At 68.7% G+C, this 23,451-nt stretch carries 18 protein-coding genes and 1 pseudogene; 2 read left to right on the forward strand and 17 right to left on the reverse strand.

The genetic code is table 11. The annotated features are described in order from the left end of the window. Positions 1-47 precede the first annotated feature (47 nt). Positions 48-1,247: an aminotransferase class V-fold PLP-dependent enzyme gene (locus N8A90_RS12855; protein WP_262075296.1), complete on the forward strand. Its 1,200-nt coding sequence runs from the start codon at positions 48-50 to the stop codon at positions 1,245-1,247. On the opposite strand, the gene N8A90_RS12860 is transcribed toward N8A90_RS12855, so the two are convergent. The 6 genes from N8A90_RS12860 to N8A90_RS12885 form a co-directional block, all read right to left on the reverse strand. Further along, the gene (locus N8A90_RS12860; protein ID WP_262075297.1) at positions 1,232-2,617 is read right to left on the reverse strand and encodes an LLM class flavin-dependent oxidoreductase; all 1,386 of its coding nucleotides are present in this window, start codon (positions 2,615-2,617) and stop codon (positions 1,232-1,234) included. The genes N8A90_RS12855 and N8A90_RS12860 overlap by 16 nt on opposite strands. A 61-nt stretch (positions 2,618-2,678) precedes the next feature. Continuing rightward, on the reverse strand, positions 2,679-3,545 hold the full coding sequence (locus N8A90_RS12865) for an ABC transporter ATP-binding protein (protein ID WP_262075298.1): 867 nt from the start codon (positions 3,543-3,545) through the stop codon (positions 2,679-2,681). Between the two features lie 7 nt (positions 3,546-3,552). Beyond that, positions 3,553-4,368, reverse strand: coding sequence for an ABC transporter permease (locus N8A90_RS12870; protein WP_262075299.1), 816 nt, complete (start codon positions 4,366-4,368; stop codon positions 3,553-3,555). After that, positions 4,365-5,228: an ABC transporter permease gene (locus N8A90_RS12875; protein WP_262075300.1), complete on the reverse strand. Its 864-nt coding sequence runs from the start codon at positions 5,226-5,228 to the stop codon at positions 4,365-4,367. Before N8A90_RS12875 ends, N8A90_RS12870 begins: the two co-directional genes overlap by 4 nt. Beyond that, entirely contained in the window at positions 5,225-6,310 is a 1,086-nt protein-coding gene (locus tag N8A90_RS12880) for an ABC transporter substrate-binding protein (protein ID WP_262075301.1), read from the reverse strand. The genes N8A90_RS12875 and N8A90_RS12880 overlap by 4 nt, the downstream gene beginning before the upstream one ends. Next, on the reverse strand, positions 6,307-7,824 hold the full coding sequence (locus N8A90_RS12885; RefSeq protein WP_262075302.1) for an amidohydrolase family protein: 1,518 nt from the start codon (positions 7,822-7,824) through the stop codon (positions 6,307-6,309). Before N8A90_RS12885 ends, N8A90_RS12880 begins: the two co-directional genes overlap by 4 nt. Before the next feature lie 257 nt (positions 7,825-8,081). Between N8A90_RS12885 and N8A90_RS12890 the strand changes: the two genes are divergently transcribed. Continuing rightward, a complete protein-coding gene (locus N8A90_RS12890; protein WP_410087672.1) occupies positions 8,082-9,683 on the forward strand; it encodes an ABC transporter substrate-binding protein in 1,602 nt (533 codons plus the stop codon). A gap of 58 nt (positions 9,684-9,741) precedes the next feature. On the opposite strand, the gene N8A90_RS12895 is transcribed toward N8A90_RS12890, so the two are convergent. The 11 genes and pseudogenes from N8A90_RS12895 to N8A90_RS12945 all read right to left on the reverse strand — a co-directional run bounded on the left by N8A90_RS12895 (position 9,742) and on the right by N8A90_RS12945 (position 23,422). Continuing rightward, positions 9,742-11,343 carry an ABC transporter substrate-binding protein gene (locus N8A90_RS12895; RefSeq protein ID WP_262075303.1) on the reverse strand — a complete coding sequence of 534 codons (1,602 nt, stop codon included), beginning with the start codon at positions 11,341-11,343 and terminating at the stop codon, positions 9,742-9,744. A 36-nt stretch (positions 11,344-11,379) separates the two neighbouring features. Then, entirely contained in the window at positions 11,380-13,116 is a 1,737-nt protein-coding gene (locus N8A90_RS12900) for a hydantoinase B/oxoprolinase family protein (protein ID WP_262075304.1), read from the reverse strand. After that, a complete protein-coding gene (locus N8A90_RS12905; protein WP_262075305.1) occupies positions 13,113-14,801 on the reverse strand; it encodes a hydantoinase B/oxoprolinase family protein in 1,689 nt (562 codons plus the stop codon). Before N8A90_RS12905 ends, N8A90_RS12900 begins: the two co-directional genes overlap by 4 nt. Further along, complete coding sequence (locus N8A90_RS12910; protein WP_262075306.1) at positions 14,798-16,945, reverse strand: hydantoinase/oxoprolinase family protein; 2,148 nt, start codon at positions 16,943-16,945, stop codon at positions 14,798-14,800. Before N8A90_RS12910 ends, N8A90_RS12905 begins: the two co-directional genes overlap by 4 nt. A gap of 27 nt (positions 16,946-16,972) precedes the next feature. Beyond that, complete coding sequence (metC, locus tag N8A90_RS12915; RefSeq protein ID WP_262075307.1) at positions 16,973-18,184, reverse strand: cystathionine beta-lyase; 1,212 nt, start codon at positions 18,182-18,184, stop codon at positions 16,973-16,975. After that, positions 18,181-18,822, reverse strand: a complete 642-nt coding sequence (locus N8A90_RS12920) for a cysteine dioxygenase family protein (RefSeq protein WP_262075308.1) — start codon at positions 18,820-18,822, stop codon at positions 18,181-18,183. The genes metC and N8A90_RS12920 overlap by 4 nt, the downstream gene beginning before the upstream one ends. Before the next feature lie 25 nt (positions 18,823-18,847). Continuing rightward, positions 18,848-19,723, reverse strand: coding sequence for an amino acid ABC transporter ATP-binding protein (locus N8A90_RS12925; RefSeq protein WP_262075309.1), 876 nt, complete (start codon positions 19,721-19,723; stop codon positions 18,848-18,850). Further along, positions 19,710-20,528, reverse strand: coding sequence for an amino acid ABC transporter permease (locus N8A90_RS12930; RefSeq protein ID WP_262075310.1), 819 nt, complete (start codon positions 20,526-20,528; stop codon positions 19,710-19,712). Before N8A90_RS12930 ends, N8A90_RS12925 begins: the two co-directional genes overlap by 14 nt. Then, on the reverse strand, positions 20,518-21,264 hold the full coding sequence (locus tag N8A90_RS12935; protein ID WP_262075311.1) for an amino acid ABC transporter permease: 747 nt from the start codon (positions 21,262-21,264) through the stop codon (positions 20,518-20,520). The genes N8A90_RS12930 and N8A90_RS12935 overlap by 11 nt, the downstream gene beginning before the upstream one ends. Before the next feature lie 4 nt (positions 21,265-21,268). Next, positions 21,269-22,529 (reverse strand): annotated as a pseudogene (locus N8A90_RS12940) (aminotransferase class I/II-fold pyridoxal phosphate-dependent enzyme). A gap of 26 nt (positions 22,530-22,555) precedes the next feature. Beyond that, positions 22,556-23,422: a transporter substrate-binding domain-containing protein gene (locus N8A90_RS12945; protein ID WP_262075312.1), complete on the reverse strand. Its 867-nt coding sequence runs from the start codon at positions 23,420-23,422 to the stop codon at positions 22,556-22,558. Positions 23,423-23,451 lie beyond the last annotated feature (29 nt).

Raw genomic sequence — 23,451 nt, forward strand, 5'->3', positions numbered from 1 at the left:
ACCAACGCCGACTCCTAGAATTCGCCGCTTCACTTCAAGGTGGCGACGTGGATTGGCAGCAGCGCTTCAGAGACTATTTCCCGATCACGGCGCAGAAGATCTACGCCTGCCAGGCCTACAGCAGCCCGCTGTCGCCGCAGGTCTCGCAGGCGGTGCAGGCCTTCTTCGACGGCGTGACCTACGCACGCGCCGACAAGCCCGAATGGCTCGCCGCCGCCGAGAGCGTTCGAGGCCAGGTCGGCCGCCTGATCGGCGGTGCCGCGCGCAGCGTGGCCTTCACCAAGAACACGACCGAAGGCCTGAACATCGTGGCCCACGGGTTCCCCTGGCGCGACGGCGACAACGTGGTGATCGACGACCAGGAACACCCGGTCAACGTCGTGCCATGGCTGCATTTGCGCACCCGCGGCGTCGAAGTGCGTGTGGCCGCCACCGAGGACCGGCGCGTCACGGTCGATGCGCTGTGGCAGCGGGTCGACGCCCGCACCCGGATGGTCGTGGTGTCGTATGTGCAGTACAGCACCGGCTTCCGGGCCGACATCCAGACCTTGGCGGCGCGCTGCCGCAACAGCGGCATCCGGCTGGTGGTCGACGGCATCCAGGCCGTCGGCTTGCTGCCGATCGACGTGCAAGGCTGGGGCATCGATGCGCTGGCGTGCGGGGCGTACAAGGCGCTGCTGGGGCCGCTGGGCGTCGGCTTCCTGTACGTGGCCCCCGACCTGCTGGCCGAGCTGAATCCGGCCTGTCTGGGCGCATCGGTCGCGAACCAGATCGACCGCAGTGTGCCGGACTGGACCCTGCGCGACAGGCCACCCGGCGACGCGCGCCATCTCGAAGGCGGCAACATCAACTACCCCGGCGTCTACGGCCTGGCGCGCGCCTTGATCATGATCGACGAGGCCCGGGTGGGGCGGCTTGCGCCGTGGGTACTGGGCCTGGCCGCGCAGCTCGATGCCGGCTTGCGCGGGCAGGGCTACCAGCTGCTCTCATCCAATCGCGAAGGCGAGAACAGCTTCACCGTGTGCCTGCGCCACCCCGAAGCCTTCGCACTGCGCAAGTACCTGTATGCGCAAGGCGTGGTGTGCAACCTGCTCGACACGGGCGCGCTTCGCTTGTCGATGGGCGGCTACAACACGCCGCTGGAGATGGACCGCGTGCTCGAGATCACGGAACGCTTCGCCTCCGATGCGACGTTGCGCTCGCAACTGATGCGGCCCACTGCGGCCCAGTCCTACGTGCGCGCCTGACGTTCCGCGACCGGTTGCGCCCCGCGTCCCAAGCGCGCCGCACTCGCGGGATGCACCGGTCGCCGCAGCCCCAGGTGATCGCGCAGCGTGCGGCCTTCGTATTCGGTGCGGAACAGGCCGCGCCGTCGCAGTTCCGGCAGCACGAGCGTGATGAAGTCGTCCAGGCCGCCCGGGAACCACGGGGCCATGATGTTGAAGCCGTCGGCGCCGCCTTCCTCGAACCATTGCTGCAACTGGTCGGCGATGCTGGCGGGCGTGCCCACCACCTGCTGGTGGCCGCGCGCGCCGGCGATGCGCAGGTAGAGCTCGCGGATGCTGAGGTTCTCGCGGCGCGCCAGATCGAGCAGCAGGCGTTGGCGGCTCTTGGGCCCGTTCGTCTCCGGCAGTGCGGGCAGCGGCCCGTCGACCGGCAGGCCGGAGAGGTCGAAGCCCCCGATCACGTTCGACAGCAGCGAGAGGCCGACCACCGGATGCACCAGCGCCTGCAGCTGTTCGAACTTCTCCTCGGCCTCCGCCTGCGTGCGGCCGACCACGGGGAAGATGCCGGGCATGATCTTCACGTCGTCGGGGTGGCGGCCATGTTTCGGCAGCCGATCCTTGATGTCGGCGTAGAAAGCCTTCGCCTCGTCGAAGGTCTGGTGCGCGACGAAGATCACCTCGGCCGTGCGCGCGGCGAGGTCGCGGCCGGCTTCGGACGCGCCGGCCTGCACCACCACCGGCCGTCCCTGCGGTGACCGCGCGACGTTGAGCGGGCCGCGCACCGAGAAGTGCTTGCCCTTGTGGCCGAGCACGTGCAGCTTGTCTTCGGCGAAGTATTGGCCGCTCTCCTTGTCGCGCACGAAGCTGTCGTCTTCCCAGCTGTCCCAAAGTCCTTTCACCACGTCGTGGAACTCCGCCGCGCGCTCGTAGCGCAGCGCATGCTCGAAGTGCTCGTCGCGGTTGAAGTTCTGCGCCTCGCCGGTGCCGCTGGAGGTCACCAGGTTCCAGCCCGATCGACCGCCGCTGATCTGGTCGAGCGAAGCGAACTTGCGCGCCACGTTGAAGGGCTCGTTGAAGCTCGTCGACACGGTCGCGATGAGGCCGATGCGGTCGGTCAGTGCCGCGATGGCCGACAGCAATGTGAGCGGCTCGAAATGATCGCTGCGCGCGGTGCGCGAGAGCGACGCCAGATCGCTGTTGCGCACGCCGACGGAATCGGCAAGGAAGATGGCATCGAACTTGGCCGCCTCTGCCTTCTGCGCGAGCTCGACGTAGTGGCGGAAGTTGACGCCGGCGTCGGCCTGAGCCCCCGGATGGCGCCAGGCCGCGATGTGGTGGCCGGTCTGCATGAGAAAGGCGCCGAGCTTGAACTGGCGGGTGGATGAAACCATGGGTCGAGTGCCTGAAGAGGAAAAGGAGAAGAAACAAAAGCCTGCGAACGGATCGCAGCGATCACCACGCCAACTGCAGCCGCCACGGCTGGCCGGTGTCGGCCGCACCGACCGGCTGTGCGGCGAGGGGCGCGCGGTCGCTGTCGAAGTCGAGGAAGTCGCTCAACACGTCGTCGCGCAGGGCGATGAAGGCCGGATCGCTGCGGTTGCGCGGGTGGGGCAGGTCGACGTCGACGATGCGCCGGATGCGTCCCGGCGATGGCTGCATCACCACCACGCGGTCGCCGAGGAACACCGCCTCTTCCACGTCATGGGTGACCAGCAGCATCGTGATCTTTTCCTTCTGCCAGATGCGCTGCAGTTCGTTCTGCAGCCGCGAGCGGGTGAGCGCGTCGAGCGCACCGAAGGGCTCGTCGAGCAGCAGCACGCTGGGGCGGTTGACCAGGCCGCGCGCAATGGCCACGCGCTGGGCCATGCCGCCGGAGATCTGGTGGGGCCACGAGCGCTCGAAGCCGGTCAACCCGACCAGCGCCACGTGTTCCGCCACCAGTTCGGTTTTCTCCTTCGCCGTGAAAGGCGCATTGCGCAGGCCGACCGCGATGTTCTGCGCGACCGTGAGCCACGGAAAGAGCCGGTGGTCCTGGAAGACGATGCCTCGCTCGCGTCCGGTGCCGGCGATGGCCTGGCCGCCGAGCAGGATCTGGCCTTCGTACTGGCTGTCGAGGCCGAGGATGAGGCGCAGCAGCGTCGACTTGCCGCAGCCGCTGGCGCCCACGATGCTCACGAAGCGGCCCGCCGGCACGTGCAGGTCGATGCCTTCGAGCACCTGCAGCTCGCCGCTTTTGGCCTGCGCGTGGGTGTAGCGCTTGCCGAGGCCGCGGATATCGAGTTCGTTGTTGGAGGCAGAGGATGTCGAAAGAGTGCTCATTGGGATCTCAGGTTGTGCGGCCGGTCCAGCGCGCCAGCCTGCGTTCCAGCGCGCGGGCCGCTGCATTCATCAGCCAGCCGACCGTGCCGATCACGACCATGCCGAAGATCACCAGGTCCATCTGGAAATGCTCGCTGCCTTCGATCAGCGTGTTGCCGATGCCCTTGCCGGCCACCAGCAGGTACTCGGCGCCGATGGTCGCAAGCCAGGAATAGATCAGCGCGAGGTACACGCCCGTGAAGATCGCGGGCAGGGCCGCCGGCAGCACCACCTGCGTGACCGTCTGCCAGCGCGTGAAGCCGTACACCCGCGCCACCTCCAGCAAGCCGCGCGGCACGGTGCGGATGCCGTCACAGGTGTTCACGACCACCGGCACCAGCGCGGCCAGCGACAGGAAGACGACCTTCGCCACGTCGCCGAGGCCGAACCACACCGAGATCAGCGGAATCCATGCGAACAGCGAGATCTGCTTGAAGGTGTTGAAGCTCGGTCCGACGATGCGGTTGAACATCGGCGACAGGCCCAGCAGCATGCCGAGCAGCAAGCCTGCCACGGTGCCGATGGTGAAGCCGGTCGCCTCGCGCGCCAGGCTGGCGCTCAACGCGCGCCAGAGCCGCCCGCTCAAGACCTGCTCGACGGCGGTGTCGAACACCTTGGCCGGCGACACCAGCAAGGCCGAGTTGACGACGTCGAGAGACGACAGCAGCCACCACAGCGCCACGGCCACCACCGGCAACACGAAACCGCGCCAGCGGCCGCGCTGTTCGGGGCGTAGCGGCTGGACCACCGCCAGTTCGGCGGCGTCTCGCGTGGCGCCGCTCATGGCTCGGCCCCGCCGGGTTGTCGCCGGTGCACCGCGGTCTCGAGCCGGTCGAGCAGCCGGTCGATGGCATAGCCAATGGCACCCACCACGATCACGGCCGCCATCACCAGGTCGAGCTGGAACAGCTGTCGGCCGTAAACGATGAGGTAGCCCAGCCCTTCGCTGGAGGCCACCAGCTCGACCACCACCAGCGACAGCCAGGCCTTGGTGAAGCCCAGCCGGATGCCGGTGAAGAGCGTGGGCACGGCATGCGGCAGCACGATCTCCAACACCTGCTGGCGCCGGCTGTAACCGTAGACCTCGCCGACCTCGCGCAGCGCCACGGGCGTCTGGCGAAAGCCCTGCAACGTGTTGAGCGCCACCGGCACCAGGGCCGCCTTGGCGATGAGGATGTACTTCAGCGGCTCGCCGATGCCCACGATCAGCAGCACGAAGGGCAACCATGCCAGGACCGGGATCTGCACCAGCGCATTGAAGGTCGGCAGCACGTAGGCCTCGAAACGTCGCGACAGGCCCATGGCGGAGCCCAGCACGAGCCCCAACAGCGTGCCGACGGCGAAGCCCACGCCCACGCGCATGAAACTGGTGCTCACGTGCAGCCACAGGTCGCCGTTGACCGCCAGGTCGCGCAGGGTTTCCCAGACGAAGAGGGGCGGCGGCAGCACCTGCGGCGAGATCCAGCCTTGCTCGGCGCCGATGAACCACAACGCCACCAGCGCAACGGGCAGCAGCCAGGGCAGGGCGGCGTCCGCCGCTCTCGTGGCCGTTGCGGCAAAGCGTCGCCAGGGGAGCGATGCACGCGCCGGCCCGTGCTGGCCCTTGCCGTGCAATACCGCGGACAGCTCGGCTTCCGCGCTCATCGCGAGGCGATCGACGAGCCCGCTTTCTTGGGCTGGCCCTTGGCATCGAAGGCCGTCCAGTAGTCCTCCAGACCCTGCTTCTTCAGCGCCGCCTTCAGGTAGCGCGTGTCGAACCAGTCGTCGACCGTGACCTCGCGGCGGATCAGCTTGAGCTTGAGCGCGTCGGCCACCACGGCCTTGTAGCGCGCGATGATGAAATCGTCGACCAACGGCGAGTTCCTGATGGTCAGTGGCTGCTGGTCGAACTCGGCCGCCCATGACGCGACCGGCGTGCCGCTGCGCGCCCAGACGCGGAAGAGTTCGTCGCGGTTCTTCTCGTCCGACGACCAGCGCGCGGCGCGCACGAACACGTCGACCACGCGCTGCACCTCGGCCGGATTGGCCTGCTCGAACTCGCTGCGTACCAGCAGGGAGGCCTGGCGCGTGAGGGCCGGGTCCTTGCCCTGCGTGGAATACACCACCTTGGCCAGTCCCGCATCACGCACCTTGAACCACTCGTAGCCTCCGAAGGCCGCGTCCACGCCGTTGGACACCAGCGCGGCTTGCGCGCTGCCCGCGTCCAGGTTCACGCCCTTCACGTCGCGCTCCGCCAACCCGCTTGCTGCCAGCACGTTGATGGCGACCAGATGCCCGTTGGTGCCGCGAAAGATCGACACGTTGCGGCCCTTCAGGTCTTTGACCGACTCGATGTCGGACTTGGGAGGCGTCACCAGGTAGAGGTTATTGCGTGCGCCGCTCACCATCAGCAGCTTGGTCTTCAGCCCGTTGGAGCGTCCGACGATTTGCGGCAGGTCGCCCTGGTAGGCGAAGTCGATCTGCTTGTTCGACAGCGCCTCGTTCACCGCCGGCCCCGCGCCCTTGAAGAACAGCCACTCGACCTTGATGCCCGAAGCCTTGAATTCGTCCTCCAGCCAGTTGTTGCTGCGCGCCACGCCGCCGGGCGAGCCACCGAAGGTGACCGGGTCGCCGCCGCCGGCCGATGCGACGCCGATTCGGATGGTGTCGGGCGCGGCGTGGGCCGATGCGGCCAAGGCCAGGGCGAGCGTCGCGGCCCAGTGCACAAGACGTGTGATGCTGCTCATTTCGTATCCTTCAGCGCGAGCTTGCGGCCGACCTCGGTGCCTTCGAAGAAGCGTGGATTCGCCTCCGTGTAGAAGCGGTGCGGGTTGTCGAAGACGAAGGCCTTGAAGTCGGTGGCGGAGATTACGCCCTGCTGCACCAGGTCCCAGGTCTCGGCCAGCGGCTCGGTGAACTCGGGCACGTCCCAGTGGCCCACGTCGGACGACCAGATCGCGTTGATCTTCACGCCCAGCGGATTCACCTTGTCGTTGAAGGCGGCGGCCACCGTGCGGTCGTCGGCTTCGGAGCCGAAGTAGAAGTTGTTCACCCAGCGGTCGCGGATGTCTTCGACCTTCTCGATGCCTGCCAGCGCGAAGTCATCGATCTCCGATTCGTTCGGCTCGCGGCTGTGCGGCAACGCGGAAATGCCCAGGCTGTCGCGCAGCAGCGTGGACTTGTCGAGCGTGCGGCCCTTCAGAAGGTCGTCCCCGTATTGCTCGAACAGCGAGGCGAGCAGTTCGATGTCGGCCTCCGCCGGATCGTAGTTGCGCACCGCGTGCTTGTTGCGCTTTTCAAAGCGGTCCACCAGGTGTGTGTAGACATGCGACCCCCAATCGGCGCCGCCTTCGAGCAGGCCCACACGCAGCCCGGGAAAGCGCCGGGTCACGCCGCCGAAGAACAGCGCCTTGGCGAAGGCTTGCGAGCCGTCGGCGAAGTGGCCGATGTGGTTGTTCATGTAGTTGCTGATCGACTGGCGCCCGGTCCAGCCCTGGCTGCCGTAGTGCGTGGTAACCGGCACGCCGAGTTCGACCACCTTGGCCCAGAACGGGTCGTAGTCGTGCTCGCTGTCGATGCCGTAGAAGTCGATGTAGCCGACCTGCTTGGCGATCTCGGGGTGTTCCTTGGCCGGATACTTCTCGGCGATGGCGCGGATCGGCCGGCGCACGCCGCCGGCGATGTTGATCACCTTCAGGCCCAGCGTCTTGACTGCGAACTCGAGCTCCTCGATGCCCTCCTGCGGCGTGTGCAGCGGGATGCCCGCGACCGGGGTCAGGCGGTCGGCGTAAGGCCGGTACTGGTCGGCATGGAAGTGGTTGATCGCGCGATGCAGCGGCTGGCGGTATTCGCTGCCGGCGGCGGCTGGCGAGAGCACGTCGTTGGGAAACAGGATCGAATAGTCCGAGCCTTGCTCGCCCAGACGCTCGTGCAGCAGCGCGGGCAGCGTGTAGGTGGCCAGGTCGTAGGTGTTGCGCGTCACGCGGGCCCACCAGGGCGCCCGCAGCGTGCGATGGAACTGGCGTTCCTCGGCACTTTGTTGGTACCAGTCCTTGCCGCCACCGTTGCGCGTGACGAATCGCCCACCCAGCGCCTTGCGCAACGCATCGACCAGCTGGTTGCCGCCGTACTGCGCCACGTAGTCCTCCAGCACCGGCGCGAAGTCGTTGACATGGACATCCGTGTCGATCACCGGATGGTCGAGGCCGGCCTTGACGGCGGCGGAGCGCGAAGCGTGCGCGCGTTTCAAACGATCGTTCATCTGCGGGTTCCTCGATGGGGGAAGGAGCCGTGCAGGCTACGCGCCGGCCGTGCGCTCGCCAAAGAAGGCTTTTGGTGTTGCTTAGCCGTTGCTTGCATAAGGCGAGGCCGCGCGAGGAGGAGCGAAGAGGGCATGCCGCGCATGCAGGAAAAACAGATATCGAAGCGCGCATCCGTTGTTTGGCCCGCCGCAACGCGCGGCTAACCTGCGGCCCCGCTGCATGTGATGCGGCCCCTTCGGCTTTCCGAGAAAAAGACATGACGACACCCTGGACTTCCACGCGGCCGATGCCGCAGCGCACGGCATCGACCGTGGTCGCCGTTCTTGCCTTCGCGGCACTGACCGTCACAGCCCAGCCGCGGCCGGGCGGCACGCTGACCTGGCTGATCAACCCCGTGCCCTCGTCGATCGTTCCGCTCACCACCACGGCAGGCGGCAATGCCGAGATCGGCCCAAAGGTGGTCGAGGGCCTGTTGACCTACGACTACGAGCTCAAGCCCAAGCCGCTGCTCGCGACTGCCTGGTCGCAGAGCGCGGACGGCCTGCAGTACACCTTCACGCTGCGCAAAGGCGTGAAGTGGCACGACGGGAAGGACTTCACCTCCGCCGATGTCGCGTTCTCGATCCTCACGCTCAAGCAGGTGCATCCGCGCGGGCGCGGTACCTTCGCCAACGTGGTGGAGGTGAAGACGCCCGACCCTCACACGGCCGTCATCGTGCTGAGCAAGCCCTCGCCGTTCCTGCTGACGGCGCTGGCCTCCACCGAGTCGCCGATCGTGCCGAAGCACCTCTACGAGGGCACCGACATCGCGTCCAACAAGTACAACAGCGCACCGGTGGGCACCGGGCCTTTCATCTTCAAGGAGTGGGTGCAGGGCAGCCACATCATCCTGGAGCGCAATCCGAACTACTGGGACAAGCCCAAGCCCTACCTCGAGCGCGTGGTGGTGCGCTTCGTGCTCGACGCCGCGGCGCGTGCAGCCGCGCTGGAGTCGGGCGCGGCCGACTTGGCCAACGGCACCGGTGGCATTCCGCTGTCGGACGTGGAGCGGTTCAAGAAGCTCCCCGGCATCGAGATCGACGCCCGCATCTCGCCCTACCTCGGCAGTCACCAGCAGATCTACTTCAACCTGGACACGCCGGTGCTGCAGAAGCGCGAGGTGCGACAAGCGATTGCGCAGGCCATCGACGTGAACGCGTTCGCCAAGACGGTGTGGTACGGCTACGGCACGCCGTCGGCTTCGCCGATCGGCAAGGGCATTGCGCGCTACCACGACGCGAGCATCCAGCCTTATCCGTACAACCCGAAGGAGGCCGAGGCGGCGCTCGATGCGGCCGGCCTCCAGCGCGGCGCCGGCGGCACGCGCCTGAAGCTGCGGCTGCTCTACAACCCCTTCCAGGATCGGCGAGCGGCGGACTTCGTGCGCCAGTCGCTGGGCCGCATCGGCATCGACGCGGCGGTCGAGAACTACGACTTCGCGACCTACGTCACCAAGGCCTACACCGAACGGGCCTTCGACATCACGCTGGAGAGCCTCACGAACCTGTTCGATCCCACGGTCGGTGTGCAGCGCGTGTTCTGGTCAAAGAACTTCAAGATCGGCCTGCCGTTCTCCAACGCGCCGCACTACGTGAACCCGGAGGTGGATCGCCTGCTGGAGGCCGCGGCGGTCGAGGTGGACGAGGTCAAGCGCCGCCAGCTCTTCGTCGACTTCCAGCAGATCGTGCACCGTGACATCCCGTCGATCGAGCTGGGCGCCAATCCGCAGATCACGGTGGCGGCGAAGAAGGTGCGCAACTATGCGCCGACGGGCGAGAACATCCGCGGGAGCTTCGCGGACCTGTACTTCCAGCCGTGAACCGAGTCGTGGTTTCGTCGGGCCAGAGGCGCGGGTCGCAAGCCTCGGGCTCGTCGTGCTACTTCTTCGCCTCATCCACCCACACGTCCGCCAGGTTCGACTCCACTCCATCGGCCGTCAGCGAGTGGTCGTGCACGCGCTGGTTGGCGATGGTGATGAACACCGGCTGGTAGAGGTTCAGGTCGGGCACGTCACGTGCCACGGTGTCCTGGAAGTCCTTGAAGAGCTTCAGCCGCTTGGCGCGGTCGTTCTCCACGGCCGCGTCTTCCAGCAGCTTGTCCACCACCGGGTTCTGGTAGTGCGTGCCGTTGGAGAAGGGCACACCCTTGATGAAGTTCTTCGACCAGTACAGCCGCTGCACGCCCACCGTCGGGTCGAACAGGTTGCTCGCACCGTTGGTGGTGAAGGCAAAGTCGCGGTCGGTGTAGATGCGCTTGATGAAGGCGCTGGGGTCTTGCGCACGCACGGTCACCGCGATGCCGATGCGCGCCAGCGTCGAGCGCAGGTAGTCGGCCAGCCGCGCGCCGTCGGAGCCGATCGGGTTGAAGTCGAGCGGCACGCTGAAGCGCACGCCACCGGTCTTCTTCGGATAGCCGGCTTCGTCGAGCAGCGCATTGGCTTTCTTCAGGTCGACGGCGTAGGGAGAGGGCGCCGGGTCGTGGAAGGACTTCAGGCCGGGCGCGATCGGCGAATAGCTGACTTGACCGTAGCCGTAGTTCACCACCTTCACGATCACGTTGCGGTCCACCGCGTGGGCCACGGCCTGGCGCACCTTCTCGTTCTTGAAGTACTCGTTGTCGAGGTTGAACTCCAGCCGCGTCACGTTCGACGAGTAGCTGTTGCCCTTGGTCTCGAAGCGCAGCGCGGGCACCTTCTTCAGGCGCTCCAGGTCGGCCAGTGGTACGGGCGTGCGGTAGCCCAGGTCGACGGTGCCGGTCTCGAAGGCCACGGCGGCGGCCGCCGGGTCGGTCACGAAGCGCACGATCAACTGGTCGACGAAGGGCTTGGGCTTGTCCCAGTAGTCCGTGTTGCGTTCGTACACGATGTGGCTGCCGCGCACCCATTCCTTGAACTTGAACGGGCCGGTGCCGATGGGCGCGTTGTTGTTCGGGTTGTTGCCGGGGTCGGTGCCTTCGTAGATGTGCCGGGGCACGATGGGCGTCTCGGTCGCGACCAGCGCGCGGATCAGGTACGGCGCGGGCTTGGACAGCCGCAGGACGGCGGTGTACTTGTCGGGCGTGTCGATGGCGGTGAGGTTGGCGAAGGTGTTGCGCCCGCGCGGGTGGATCTTCTTGAGCAGCTCGATGGAATACGCCACGTCGGCCGAGGTGAAGTCCTTGCCATCGTGCCACTTCACGCCCTGGCGCAGCGTGAAGGTGTAGGTCAGGCCGTCGGGGCTGATCGTCCACTGGGTGGCCAGCTGCGGCTGCGGGTTGACGTCGTAGTCGTACTTCAGCAGGCCTTCGGTGACCTTGGCGCTCACACTCAGGATGGGCGTGGCGACGTTGCCGATGGTGACGAGCGCGGTCGGCTCGCTGGTTGTCAGCAGTGTGAGCGTGCCGCTGTGGTTGGGGGGGGCTGCGTGGGCGGCGAGGCCCACGGCGAGCAGTGCGGCGAGGAGGGCGCTGCGAAGCGGGAAGGAACGTGTCGAGAAAAACATGGTGTGAAAAACAGGGTCGGAAAAAAAAGAAAAAAGTCAGGCGCCGACAGGTTCGGCCGGTGCGGCATCGGCCTGCGCCGTGGCGGCTTGCGGCGACACCAGCCCTTCGCGCAGGTCGCGCGCCACCAGCGCCGGGTCGCGCTTGGACGGGTCGCCCAGGCCACCGCCACCGGGCGTCTCGACGATCAGGCGATCGCCCGCCGGCACGATCTGCCGGCCCTTGGCGCGCAGCGTGGCGCCCGAGGCGAGCCGCAGCGCACCCGACGCGCCATGGCCACCGCCGAGCGCGCCGCGCGCGGGGTTGGCGACGCGGTCGAAGGCCGCGGCGATCAGGAAGGCGGCGTCCGGCTGCGCATGCCGAACCTCGATCACCTGGCCCAGGCCGCCGCGCGCGGCGCCGGTGCCACCGGAGTCGGCGCGAAACTCCTTGCGCTCGAAAACGACCGGGGCCTGGGTCTCCAGGATCTCGAGCGACACGTTGCGCACGCCGCTAGGGAATGCGGTCACCGACAGCCCGTCCTTGCCGGGCCGCGCGCCGGTGCCGCCGGTGGAGAAGCTGATGACGTTGAAGCGTGGGCCGCGGCGCACCGCCTCGGCGTCGGCCTGGCTCGTGCCCGCAAGCACCTCGCCGCCGACCAGTTGCAGGTTCCACAGCGACGAGGCGCCCTCGGCCGGCACGCGGCCGGGCCGGGCCTGGCGCAGCGCGCCGAACACCGCGTCGGGCAGCAGCTGGCCGACCACATGGCGCGCCGTCACCGCGGCCGGATGCAGCGCGTTCAGGATGCAACCCGCGGGCGCCTCCACGCGGATGGGTGCGAGCGAGCCTGCGTTGTTCGGCACGTCGGGCCCGATCAGGCAGCGGATGCCGAAGGAGGTGTAGGCATCGGTGTAGGCCTTGGGCACGTTGATGCCGCGCGCCACGCTGCCGGAGGTGCCGGCATAGTCGACCGTGATGCCGTCGTCGGCGATGGTCACCGACACCTGCAGCGTGATCGGCGCGTCGTAGCCGTCGGCCACCAGGGTGTGGTGCCATGTGCCGCGCGGCCAGTCGCGCAGCGCCTCGCGCATGGCCTGGGCCGAGCGTGCGATGACGAAGTCGCCCAGCGCCTCGAGGTCGTCGAAGCTGAACTCGCGCAGCAGCGTGCGCAACCGCCGGCCGCCCACCTCGTTGCAGGCCACCAGCGCGTACAGGTCGCCCTCGACCTGCTCGGGGTCGCGCACGTTGGCGCGGATGATGGCGCGCACGGCTGGGTCCACCGTGCCCTGGCGCACGAAGCGCAGGATGGGCAGGAACAGGCCCTCGTGGTAGATCTCCAGTCCGTCGGGGCTGGAGCCGATGCCGCCGATGTCCACCACGTGCAGCGTGGAGGCGAACAGCGCCACGGGTTTCTTCGCTTCGCCTTCGCCATGGAAGATGGGCGTGACCATCGTCATGTCGAACAGGTGGCCGGTGCCCTTCCACGGGTCGTTGGTGAGGAACACGTCGCCGTCTTCCATCGTGTCGATGGGAAAGCGCTGCAGAAAGTGCTTGACCGATTCGGCCATCGAGTTGACGTGGCCGGGCGTGCCGGTCACGGCCTGCGCGATCATCTGGCCATCGGGCAGGAACACCCCCGCCGACAGGTCGCCGGCCTCGCGCGTGGAGGTGCCGAAGGCGGTGTGGATCAGCACCTGCGCCTGCTCCTCGACGACGGAGAGCAGCCGGTTCCAGGCGAGCTGGTTGCGGATGAGCTGGCGGCTGGCCAGCGCCTTTGGGGTAGGGGTGGTGCTCATGCAGCGGTTCCTGCGAAATTCTTGTGGGGGGTGGTGGTGGTCTGCGTGACCAGTCCGGCCTTCAGGTCCCGTGCCACCAGCACGGGGTCGCGCTCTGCCGGGTCGCCCAGGCCCGCGCCGCCGGGCGTCTCGACCACGAGCACGTCGCCGGCCGGAATGACCTGCCGGCCCTTGCCGCGCAGCACGGTGCCCGCATGCTTGAGCCGCGCGGCACCCGGCGCGCCGTCGCCGCCGCCGAGCGCGCCGCGCGCGGGAAAGCGGATACGGTCCCAGGTGGCCGAGAGCACCATCGGGTCGCCGTCGGCGTTCTCGATCTCGATGACCTGCCCGAGGCCACCGCGCGACGCACCGACGCCGCCCGAGTCGGCGCGGTACTCCTTGCGGCGAAACAGCAGCGGCGCCTGGGTCTCGAGGATTTCGAGCGACACGTTGCGCACACCGCTCGGATAGGCCGTGGCCGACAGCCCGTCCTTGCCCGGCCGCGCGCCGGTGCCACCGGTGGAAAAGCTCACGATGTTGAAACGCCGCGCGCGCCGCAGCGCATCGTTCGGGCCGCCCTCGATCGGCTGCCCGCCGAAGAGGCGGATGTTCCACAGCGACGACGCGCCTTCGGCCGGCACGCGCTCGGGCCGCGCCTGGCGCAGCGCGCCAAACACCAGGTCGGGAAGCATCTGGCCGATGGCTGCGCGCGCCGCGACGGCGGCCGGCGGTAGCGCGTTGACGATGGAGCCTTCGGGCGCGACCACGCGAATAGGCGCGAGCGAGCCCGAGTTGTTCGGCACGTCCGCGCCCACCAGGCAGCGGATGCCGAAGGAGGTGTAGGCGTCGGTGTAGGCCTTGGGCACGTTGATGCCACGCGCAATGCTGGCCGACGTGCCCGCGAAGTCGACCAGGATGCCGTCGTCCGACACGGTGACTGCCGCATGCAGTTCCAGCGGCGTGTCGTAGCCGTCCACTGTCATGTGGTTGCGCCAGGTGCCCTTGGGCCATTCGCGCAATGCCTCGCGCATGGCCAGCCGCGAGCGCTCGATGATGTAGTCGCCCTGCGCCTGCAGGTCGGCCAGCTTGAACTCGCGCAGCAGGCGCTGCAACCGCACGGCGCCCACGGCGTTGCAGGCCACCAGCGCATGGAAGTCGCCTTCGACCTGGCCGGGCTCGCGCACGTTGGCGCGCACGATGTCGAGCACGGCTTCTTCGATCACGCCCTGGCTCACGAAGCGCAGTGGCGGTAGGAACAGGCCCTCGTGGAAGATCTCCAGCGCATCGGGCCCGGCGTTGACACCGCCGATGTCGACCACGTGCACGGTGGACGCGAAGAGCGCTACGGGCCTGCCGTCGTGGAACACAGGTGTGACCATGACCACGTCGAACAGGTGGCCCGTTCCTTTCCACGGATCGTTGGTGACGAACACGTCGCCGTCGCGCATGGTCTCGATGGGAAAGGCGCGCAGGAAGTGCAGCACCGAATCGGCCATCGAGTTGACATGGCCCGGCGTGCCGGTGACCGCCTGCGCGACCATGCGCCCGTCGGGCAGGAACACACCGGCCGACAGATCGCCGGCCTCGCGCGTCGGCGTGCCGAAGGCGGTGCGGATGAGTGCCTGCGCCTGTTCTTCGACCACGGCGAGCAGGCGGCTCCAGACCAGTTGCTGGCGCAGGGCCTGGCGGCCGGCGGAAGCCGTCATGCGGCCTCCGCTTCGACGAGCTCGGCCCGGTCTTGCGGAGCCACGGTGGTGTCGTTCAGGACCAGCGCACCGAGGCGGCTGGCACGCGCCTCGAAGCCCGCGATCACGTGCGTGGTTGTCTCGTCTTCCACGACCAGCGCCGGGCCTTCGATCCATCGGCCGGCACCGAGTGCGGTGCGTTCATAGATCGGCACCTCGGTCCACTGGCCCGCGTCTGCGTCGTACAGGCGGCGCGTGCCCGACGGCGCTGCGCGGCCGGTGTCGGCCACCACCTCGTCGGGCTCAGGCGCGGCGCGGCCGCCGGCCTCCACCGCGACCGACCAGCTTACCGCCTCGGCCGCGATATGCGGCAGGCTGCGGCCGTAGAGCGCGGCATAGCGTTCCTCGAAGCGCTGGTGCAACGCCTTGCTCGCGGCCGCGTCGAACTGGCCTTCGGGCAGCTCGACCGGAATCTCGTGGCCCTGGCCCGCGTAGCGCATGAAGGCCTGCCGATGGCGCACCAGCGCGGCACCGGGCGCGGCGCGCAGCACCACGTCGTCGGCGGTGGCGGTGAGCTCGCCGAGCAGCTTATCGACAGCCGCGTGGTCGATGCGGTCCAGCCGCTGCGCGAGGCTGCGCACCGTCTGATACGCCACCGGCGCCCACAGAAAGCCGAGCGCAGAACCGACACCGGCCGAGTTGGGAATCACCAGCCGTGCCACGCCCAGCTTGCGCGCGAGCAGCGCGGCATGCAGCGGCGCCGCACCGCCGAAGGCGATGAGCGTGCTTTCTTCGGCCACCTTGCCGAGTTCGGACGCATGCACGCGCGCGGCGTTGGCCATGTTCTCGGTGACGACCTCGATCACGGCTTGCGCGGCGGACTCGACGTCGAGGCCGGTCTGCGCGGCAAGGCCCTGCAGCAGCGCGTCGCGCGCACGCTGCGGGTCGAGCCGCACCTTGCCGACGGCGAAGCGCGCCGGGTCGATTGTGCCTAGCGCGGCGTGCGCGTCGGTCACGGTGGGCAGCTCGCCGCCCAGGCCGTAGGCGGCCGGGCCGGGCGAGGAGCCCGCGCTGTCGGGCCCGACCTGCACCACGCCCAGGTGGTTCACGCGCGCGATCGAACCACCGCCTGCGCCGATCTCCACCATCTCGATGACCGGGATGCGAATGGGCAGGCCCGAGCCCTTCAGGTGCCGGTGCACCCGGCCGAACTCGAAGCTGCGGCTGATCTGCGGTTGGTAGTCGTCGATGAAGCAGATCTTGGCCGTGGTGCCGCCCATGTCAAAAGAGAGCGCGCGCGTAGCGCCGATCTGCTCGGCCACCTGGCGCGCCAGGACCGCACCGCCGGCCGGACCGGACTCGACCAGTCGCACCGGTTCGTCGATGCCGGCCTGCAGCGTGGTGATGGCTCCGCCCGAGGTCATGAGGAAAGGTTCGGCGCGCAGGCCGAGCGCGCTGGCGCCTTCCTGCAGGCGGCGCAGGTAGCCCGCCACCTGCGGCTGCACATAGGCGTTGGCGCTGATGGTCGACAGGCGTTCGTACTCGCGGATCTCGGGGCACACGTCGGAGGCCAGCGACACCCACAGGCCGGGCGCGTGTTCGCGCAGCAACTCGCGCACGCGGCGCTCGTGCGTGGGGTTGGCATAGCCGTGCAGGAAGCACACGGCCACGCTCTCGATGCCGTCGGCCAGCAGTTGCTTCGCGAGCACGGCCACTTGCGCTTCATCCAGCGGCGTGATCACGCGGCCGGCTGCGTCCACGCGCTCGACCACACCGTGGCGCCAGTGGCGCGGTACCAGCGGCGCGGGCTTGTCGAGGAACACGTCGTACTGCGCGAAGCGGTCTTCCAGGCCGATCTCCACCAGGTCGCGAAAGCCGTGCGTGGTGAGCAGCGCGGTGGGCGCGCCCTTGCGCTCGATCAGCGCGTTGGTGGCCAGCGTGGTGCCGAGGATCAGCAGGTCGACGTCGGCCCAGCCGGCGCTGGCCTGCTGCAGCACTTCTTCCACGCCGCCGAGCACGGCCTGCTCGGGCGCGGTCGGCGTGGTGAGGACCTTCAGCGTGTGTTTCTCGTCGCCGCGCAGCAGCACCACGTCGGTGAAGGTGCCGCCGACGTCGACGGCGACACGCACGCGCGGGTCGGAGGATGGATGGGGGTTCGAGGCCATGAGGTGAGGTGTTCGTATGGAGAGAAATCAGCGCTGCGCCTTGGCAGCGGCGGCGGCAAAGGCCTGCGACAGGTCGGCGATCAGGTCCGCCGGGTCTTCAAGCCCGATGTGCAGCCGCACCGCCGGCGCGTCGCCGGTCCACTGCCGGTGCTCGCGCAGCCGCTCGGGCTGGGCGGCCAGCGCCAGGCTTTCGTAGCCGCCCCAGGACGCACCGATCCCGAAGAGCGCGAGCGCATCGACGAATGCGTCGGCCGCGGCCGGCGTGGCATGGCGGAACGCGAAGGTCACGAGGCCGCTGGCGCCGCTGAAGTCGCGCTTCCACAGCGCATGGCCCGGGTCGGAGGGCAGCGCCGGATAGAACACGCGCGCCACCTGCGGCTGTTGCTGCAGGAACTCGGCCACTGCGGTCGCGTGGCGCTGGTGCTGCGCGAGCCGCACAGGCAGCGTGCGCAGGCCGCGCAGCGCGAGGTAGGCGTCGTCGGCGCCGATGGTCAGGCCGAGCGCCTCGTAGGCGGTGGAGAGCTTGGCGGCCAGCGCCGGGCTGTCGACCACCACGATGCCCTGCATCAGATCGGAATGGCCCGAGATGTACTTGGTGGCTGCCTGGATCGAGATGTTCGCGCCCAGTGCCAGGGGCTTGTAGAACCAGCCGCCGCTCCAGGTGTTGTCGGTCGCGACCGTCACGCCGCGGTCGCGCGCGATGGCGCTGAGCGCCGGCAGGTCGAGCACCTCGTAGAGCAGCGAGCTCGGCGATTCGAGGTACAGCAGGCGCGTGTTGGGGCGGATGCGGCTTGTCAGGTCGTCGTGCGCGGGCGAGAAGTACTCGACCTTGATGCCCAGGCGCTGCAGCAGCGTGCTGTCGACGCGGCGCAGCGGCGCGTAAACGCCGTCGGCCACCAGCGCATGGTCGCCGGGCGATAGCAATGCGAGCAGCACCAGCGTGATGGCCGACAGGCCGGAGGGCGTGAGGAAGGCGCGATGCCCGCCTTCGAGGCCCGTCACCGCGTCTTCGAGCGCGCGGTGCGTGTCCAGCCCATGGCGGCCGTACGAGGCCACGCGCTCGCCGGCCGTGCGGCGGTGGTGGTAGTCGGCGTGCGCGGCGGTGTTCTCGAAGCGCACGGTGCTGGTTCGCACCACGGGCACGTTGACCGGGCCGCTGCCGTCGCGCAGGGCGGGCGCGCCAGCGTGCAGCAGGCGGGTGCCGGCGCCCAGCTTCTTTGCGCTCTTGCCCTCGCTCATGCCGCCACCTGGCTCGGCGTCATCTGCGTGGCGTTGTAGTTCACGACCGCGCCGGTCGCCAGGTTCACGCCGATGCGCTGCGAGAGCGTTTCCAGCGGCCGGCCATACAGGTGGAAGTGCAGCGTGGGCTGCTCGCCAATCACGTGGATGCTGTGCAGGTCGTCGGCCAGGAAGCCGATCGACGTGCCCGGCTGCACGGTCACTTCGCGGTCGAGTTCGAGCCTGGCCACGGCGGGGTCGCTGCCGTCGTCGGTGCGGCGGTAGACGCGGTTCTCTTCCTGGCCCTCGACCGCAACGATGGTGGCCCAGGTCGTGTGGTTGTGCGGAATCGAGGTCTTGCCGGGGTTGATGGAGTTCAGGTAGAGCGCCACGCCGTCGTCGCCGTCCGCGGGGTTGAGGCGGTAGCGCGTGGAGGCGCCGACGCCCTCGTCGATGGCGGGCGGCGGAAAGTCGGCACGGGTGAACAGCGCGCTGTGCGAGGCCAGCTGTTCGAGCCGCGCCGTGATGCGCGCGAGCACCTCGCGGTCGAAGGGCTGCGTGGCGGCGATGGCGCGCACGTCGTTCAGAGCCTGGTCAATGGCGGCGCGGCGTTGGGGGGCGACGTCCGCGGAAGAAGGGGTGGAGGTTGCTGTTGTCATGGTTCTTGGGGGAAGCAAGGTGGGTTCAGAGTGCGAAGCGCAGCCGCTCGAATGGCAGCGTCTCGGAGAATGGGGCCGGCAGGGCCCGCGGCATCGGCGAGGCACGCTGGCCTTCGCCCAGCGCGCGGTGCAGGAAGGCGCGGGTGCGCTCGCTCTCGGGCGCGCCGAAGATCCGTGCCGCCGGCCCGTGCTCGACGATCACGCCGGCCTCGGTGAAGTACACGGTGTCGCTGATCTCCTCGGCAAAGCGCATCTCGTGCGTGACCAGCACGCAGGTCAGGCCGTCGCGCACCAGGTCGCGGATGACGGTGAGCACTTCGCCCACGGTCTCGGGGTCGAGCGCGGAGGTCACCTCGTCGAACAGCATCAGCTCGGGCCGCATGGCCAGCGCGCGCGCGATGGCCACGCGCTGCTGCTGCCCGCCCGACAGTTCGCCGGGGTAGGCCGCTTCCTTGTGCGACAGGCGCACCTTGTCGAGCAGCGCGCGCGCGTCGCGCTCGGCCGTGGCGCGGTCGCGGCCGGCCACGCGGGTGGGTGCGATGACGAGGTTCTCAAGCACCGTGAGGTGCGGGAACAGGTTGTATTGCTGGAACACGAAGCCCACGCGCTTGCGCAGCGCGATGAGCTCGGCCTCGGTGCGCAGCGTGTCTACGCGCGTGGCGGCCACGCGGATCTCGCCGCGCTGCGGGCGCAGCAGCCCGGTGATGCAACGCAGGATGGTCGACTTGCCTGATCCCGAGGGGCCGATGATCGACACCGCCTGGCCGCGCTGCACCTCGAAGTCGATGCCCTTGAGCACCGGGTTGGCGCCGAAGGACAGGTGCACCTCATGCAGGGAGACCAGCGGTGCGTTCGCCGCGGTGGCAGGCGCGGCGGCAAGGAGGGAGTCAGTGGCGTTCATGGCGGCGTTCCAGCGCGCGGGTGGCGCGGGCGATCGGGTAGCAGTAGGCGAAGAACAGGCCCAGCAGCGTGCAATAGACGAGGATGGTGAAGTCGGTGCGCGCCACGGTGTTGCTGGCGATCTGCGCCGTGTCCACCACGTCGTGCACGCCCACCAGCGAGGCCAGTGAGGTGCTCATGGTGATGCTGGCGTAGAGGTTCATCCAGGGCGGCAGCATGCGCCGCACGCATTGCGGCAGCACGATCAGGCGGAAGATCTCGCCGCGGCGGAAGGCCAGGGACTGCGCGGCCTCCCACTGCGCGCTCGGGATTGACTGGATCGCGCCGCGGAAGATCTCCGCCACGATGGCGCTGGCCGGTAGCGCCAGCCCCAGCACCACCTTGATCCAGTCGGGGAAGGGGACGATCCATCTCGCGACCTGCAGCTCGAACGGGAACACGTAGGTGGTGAAGTAGATGAGCACTAGCACCGGCGCGTTGCGAAAAACCTGCACGTACCAGCGCACCAGCACGCGCAGCGCGCGCGAGGGAGACAGGGACAGTGCGCCGATCGCCAGCCCGGCGAGCGTGCCCAGCGCCATTGCCAGCACGCTGATCTCGATGTTGACCAGCAGCCCGCGGAGCAACACCGGCAGCCAGCGCCAGAGGTGGGTCACGACGGCCGGCGTGCTGCCGGTGGCGCTCCAGAACGTGAGCACCGCGGCCACGCCGAGAGCGGCCAGCGTCCAGGGATTGCGCCACGGGCCGGCATCTGCACCGGCCGCCGCCGGTCGGCCCGCGGGGTTCAGGGCGTGTTCACTGGCCATAGCCGGGCATCCTCCAGCGTCGTTCGAGCCAGCGGCCCGCCAGGCTCACCAGCCAGGTCAGCAGGCCGAAGTACAGCAGGATCAGCAGCAGCAGCTCGAGCACGTTGTCGCGCTGCGTCCAGATCATGATCGACTCATAGGTCACGTCACCCACGGCGATGGCGGAGGCCACCGCCGTCATCTTCACCAGGTCCACCAGGTTGTTGACCAGCGAGGGCAGGGCGAAGCGCACCGCCAGCGGCAGCTCCACGCGGGCAAGCAGTTGCCGCTGTGAAAAGCCCAACGAGCGCGCGGCCTCGAGCGTCACGCGCGGCACCGCCTCGATGCCGGCTCGCAGCGCTTCGGCATGGAACGCACCCTTGTGCAGCGACACCACGATCACCACCCAGACGAAGGGACCGAGCGGGTTGGTGCCGCCCAGTGGTTTCAATTGCTGGGTGATGAGCATGTTGAGCACGAGGAAGGCGCAGTACAGCTGCACCAGCGTCGGCGTGTTGCGCGTGACCTCCACGAAAGCGCGCGCCGGCCGTGCCAGCCAGGGGCGGCCCGACGTCAGCGCCGCGGCGATCGCCACGCCTGAGAGCAGGCTGCCCGGAATGGTCAGCAGGCACAGCTGCAGCGTCACGCCCAGGCCGCGCACGAAGGCCTGGCGCTCGCCCGCGTCGAGCGCGAAGGCATAGTTCAAGCCCAGCGGCTTGAGCGCCGCCACCAGGGCCGGGAGCAGGCCGTCGGTCATCGGCTCACGGGGCCACGGCGATGGCGGCTGCGGGCGCAGGCGCAGCAAGCCGCAGCGCACCGACCGCACGTGCGATGCGTTGCACGGCCTCGGCCAGCACCGCGTCGCTGGCGGCGATGGATACGCGGAAGTAGGGCGAGAGGCCATAGGCCGCGCCGTCCACCACGGCCACCCCCTCGGCATCGAGCAGCCAGTCCACCACGTCGGCATCGGAGGCGATCGGTCGCCCGTCCGGCCGCAACCGGCCGATGAGTGCGCCGCAACGCACGTAGGCGAAGAAGGCGCCCTGCGGCGCCAGCAGCGACAGGCCGGGCACGGCTTGCAGCGCCTCGGCCACGAAAGCCGCACGCCGTGCATAGGCTGCGCGCGAGGCGCTCACGAAATTCTGATCCTCGGCATCCAGCGCCCAGGCGGTGGCGGCCTGCCCGATGGCGTTCGGCCCGCTCGAGGCCTGCGACTGGATCACCTCCATCGCCCGCACCAGCGCCTGCGGTCCGGCGCCCCAGCCGATGCGCCAGCCGGTCATCGCATAGGTCTTGGATGCACCGTTGACCAGCAGCGTGCGCTCGCGCAGGTCGGGTGCGACGTGCAGCAGGTGCGCCGGCCGTTCGGGCGTGAACCAGATGTGTTCGTAGATTTCGTCCCACAGCACGAGCACGCGCGGATGGCGACGCACCACCTGGGGCCAGTGCGGCGAGTTCGTCGGCGGTGTAGACGGCGCCGCTGGGGTTGCCCGGTGAGTTCAGGATCAACCAGCGCGTGCGTGCGGTGAGCGCGTTCTCCAGCGCCTGCGGCGTCAGCTTGAAAGCGCTGGCCTCGTCGGCCGGCACGATCACCGCCGTACCCTCGTTCACCGCCACGATGTCGGGAAAGGATGGCCAGTACGGGGCGGGCAGCACCACTTCGTCGCCCGCGTCCAGCGTGGCGGCCAGCGCATTGAAGATCACCTGCTTCGCGCCGTTGGAGACGATCAGTTGCGACGGCGGGTAGTCGAGCGCGTTCTCGCGCCGGTACTTGGCGCTGATCGCCCGGCGCAGCGTGGCCGTGCCGGCCGTCGGCGTGTACTTGGTCTCGCCGCGCACCATGGCGGCGATGGCGGCATTCTTGATCGGCTGCGGCGTGTCGAAGTCGGGCTCGCCGGCGGTCAGCACCAGCACGTCGTGCCCCTGCGCGATCAAGGCCGAGGCGCGTGCGCTGGCCGCGGCGTTAGGCGAGAGCTTCACGCGTTGCACTCGGCGGGACAGTGGGAAGGAGTGGGTCGTCATGATGTCGCTTCGGGGCTGTCGGGTGCCTATTGCGCACGCCCTTCGAAGGGCGCCCGGTCGTACTGGCCTCGCCGTGCCTTCTGGTTGGCGGCGACGAAATACGCATCCGGCACGCCATACTTCTTTGACAGCGTGACCAGCAGGCCGCTGCGGTGCCACTCCTGGATCGCCTGGTCGACAGAGGCCTGGGTGTCGGCTTCGTTGCGCCGCGTCCAGACCACGGTGGGCGAAGGGATCAGCTGGTCCTGCGTGGCGAGCTCGAAGTCGGTCCATTCGGCTGCGCTCGCTCCGGTCAGCGTCTGCAGCATCGCCGGCTGGATGTGGACCGAGGCCGCGCAGGTGCCGCCCTTGAGCGCCAGCAGCGATTCAGGGATGCCCTTGAGGCCCTTGACCACCGCGCCGTAGGTTTCCTGCAACGGCTTCGCAAAGTTGCTGCCCTGCGAGACGCAGGCGACCTTGCCACGCAGGTCTTCCCACTTGTGGATGCCACTGTTCTTGGCCACGATGGCCGCGCCGCCGACCAGGTTGTAGGGCGTGGGTGCGAAGCTCAGGATCTCGCTGCGTTCCTGCGTCCACTGGATGTTGGCGATCAGCAGATCGACCTTGCCGGCCTGCAGGAACTGCACCCGTGTCGAAGCATGCACCGGCACCACTTCCAGCTCGACGCCCAGGCGCTTGGCGATGTCGCGCGCCAGATCGGTCTGGAAGCCCCCCACTTTGCCGGTGGCGGTGTCGAGTAGGCCGAAGGGCGGCTCTGGCGCATCGACGCCGACGGACAACTTGCCGCGTTGCTTGATCTTGTCGAGCGTGGCGTCGGCATGGGCCGTGGCCGCGAGGCCGACGGCCAGCAGCGTGAGCGCGCAGAGAGCGCGTGGAAAGCGAGTGAATTTCATGGAAAGCATTCCTCATCCCGCGCGAGCGC

Origin of the sequence: Variovorax sp. N23, from assembly GCF_025486315.1 — a bacterium.
GTDB lineage: Bacteria > Pseudomonadota > Gammaproteobacteria > Burkholderiales > Burkholderiaceae_C > Variovorax.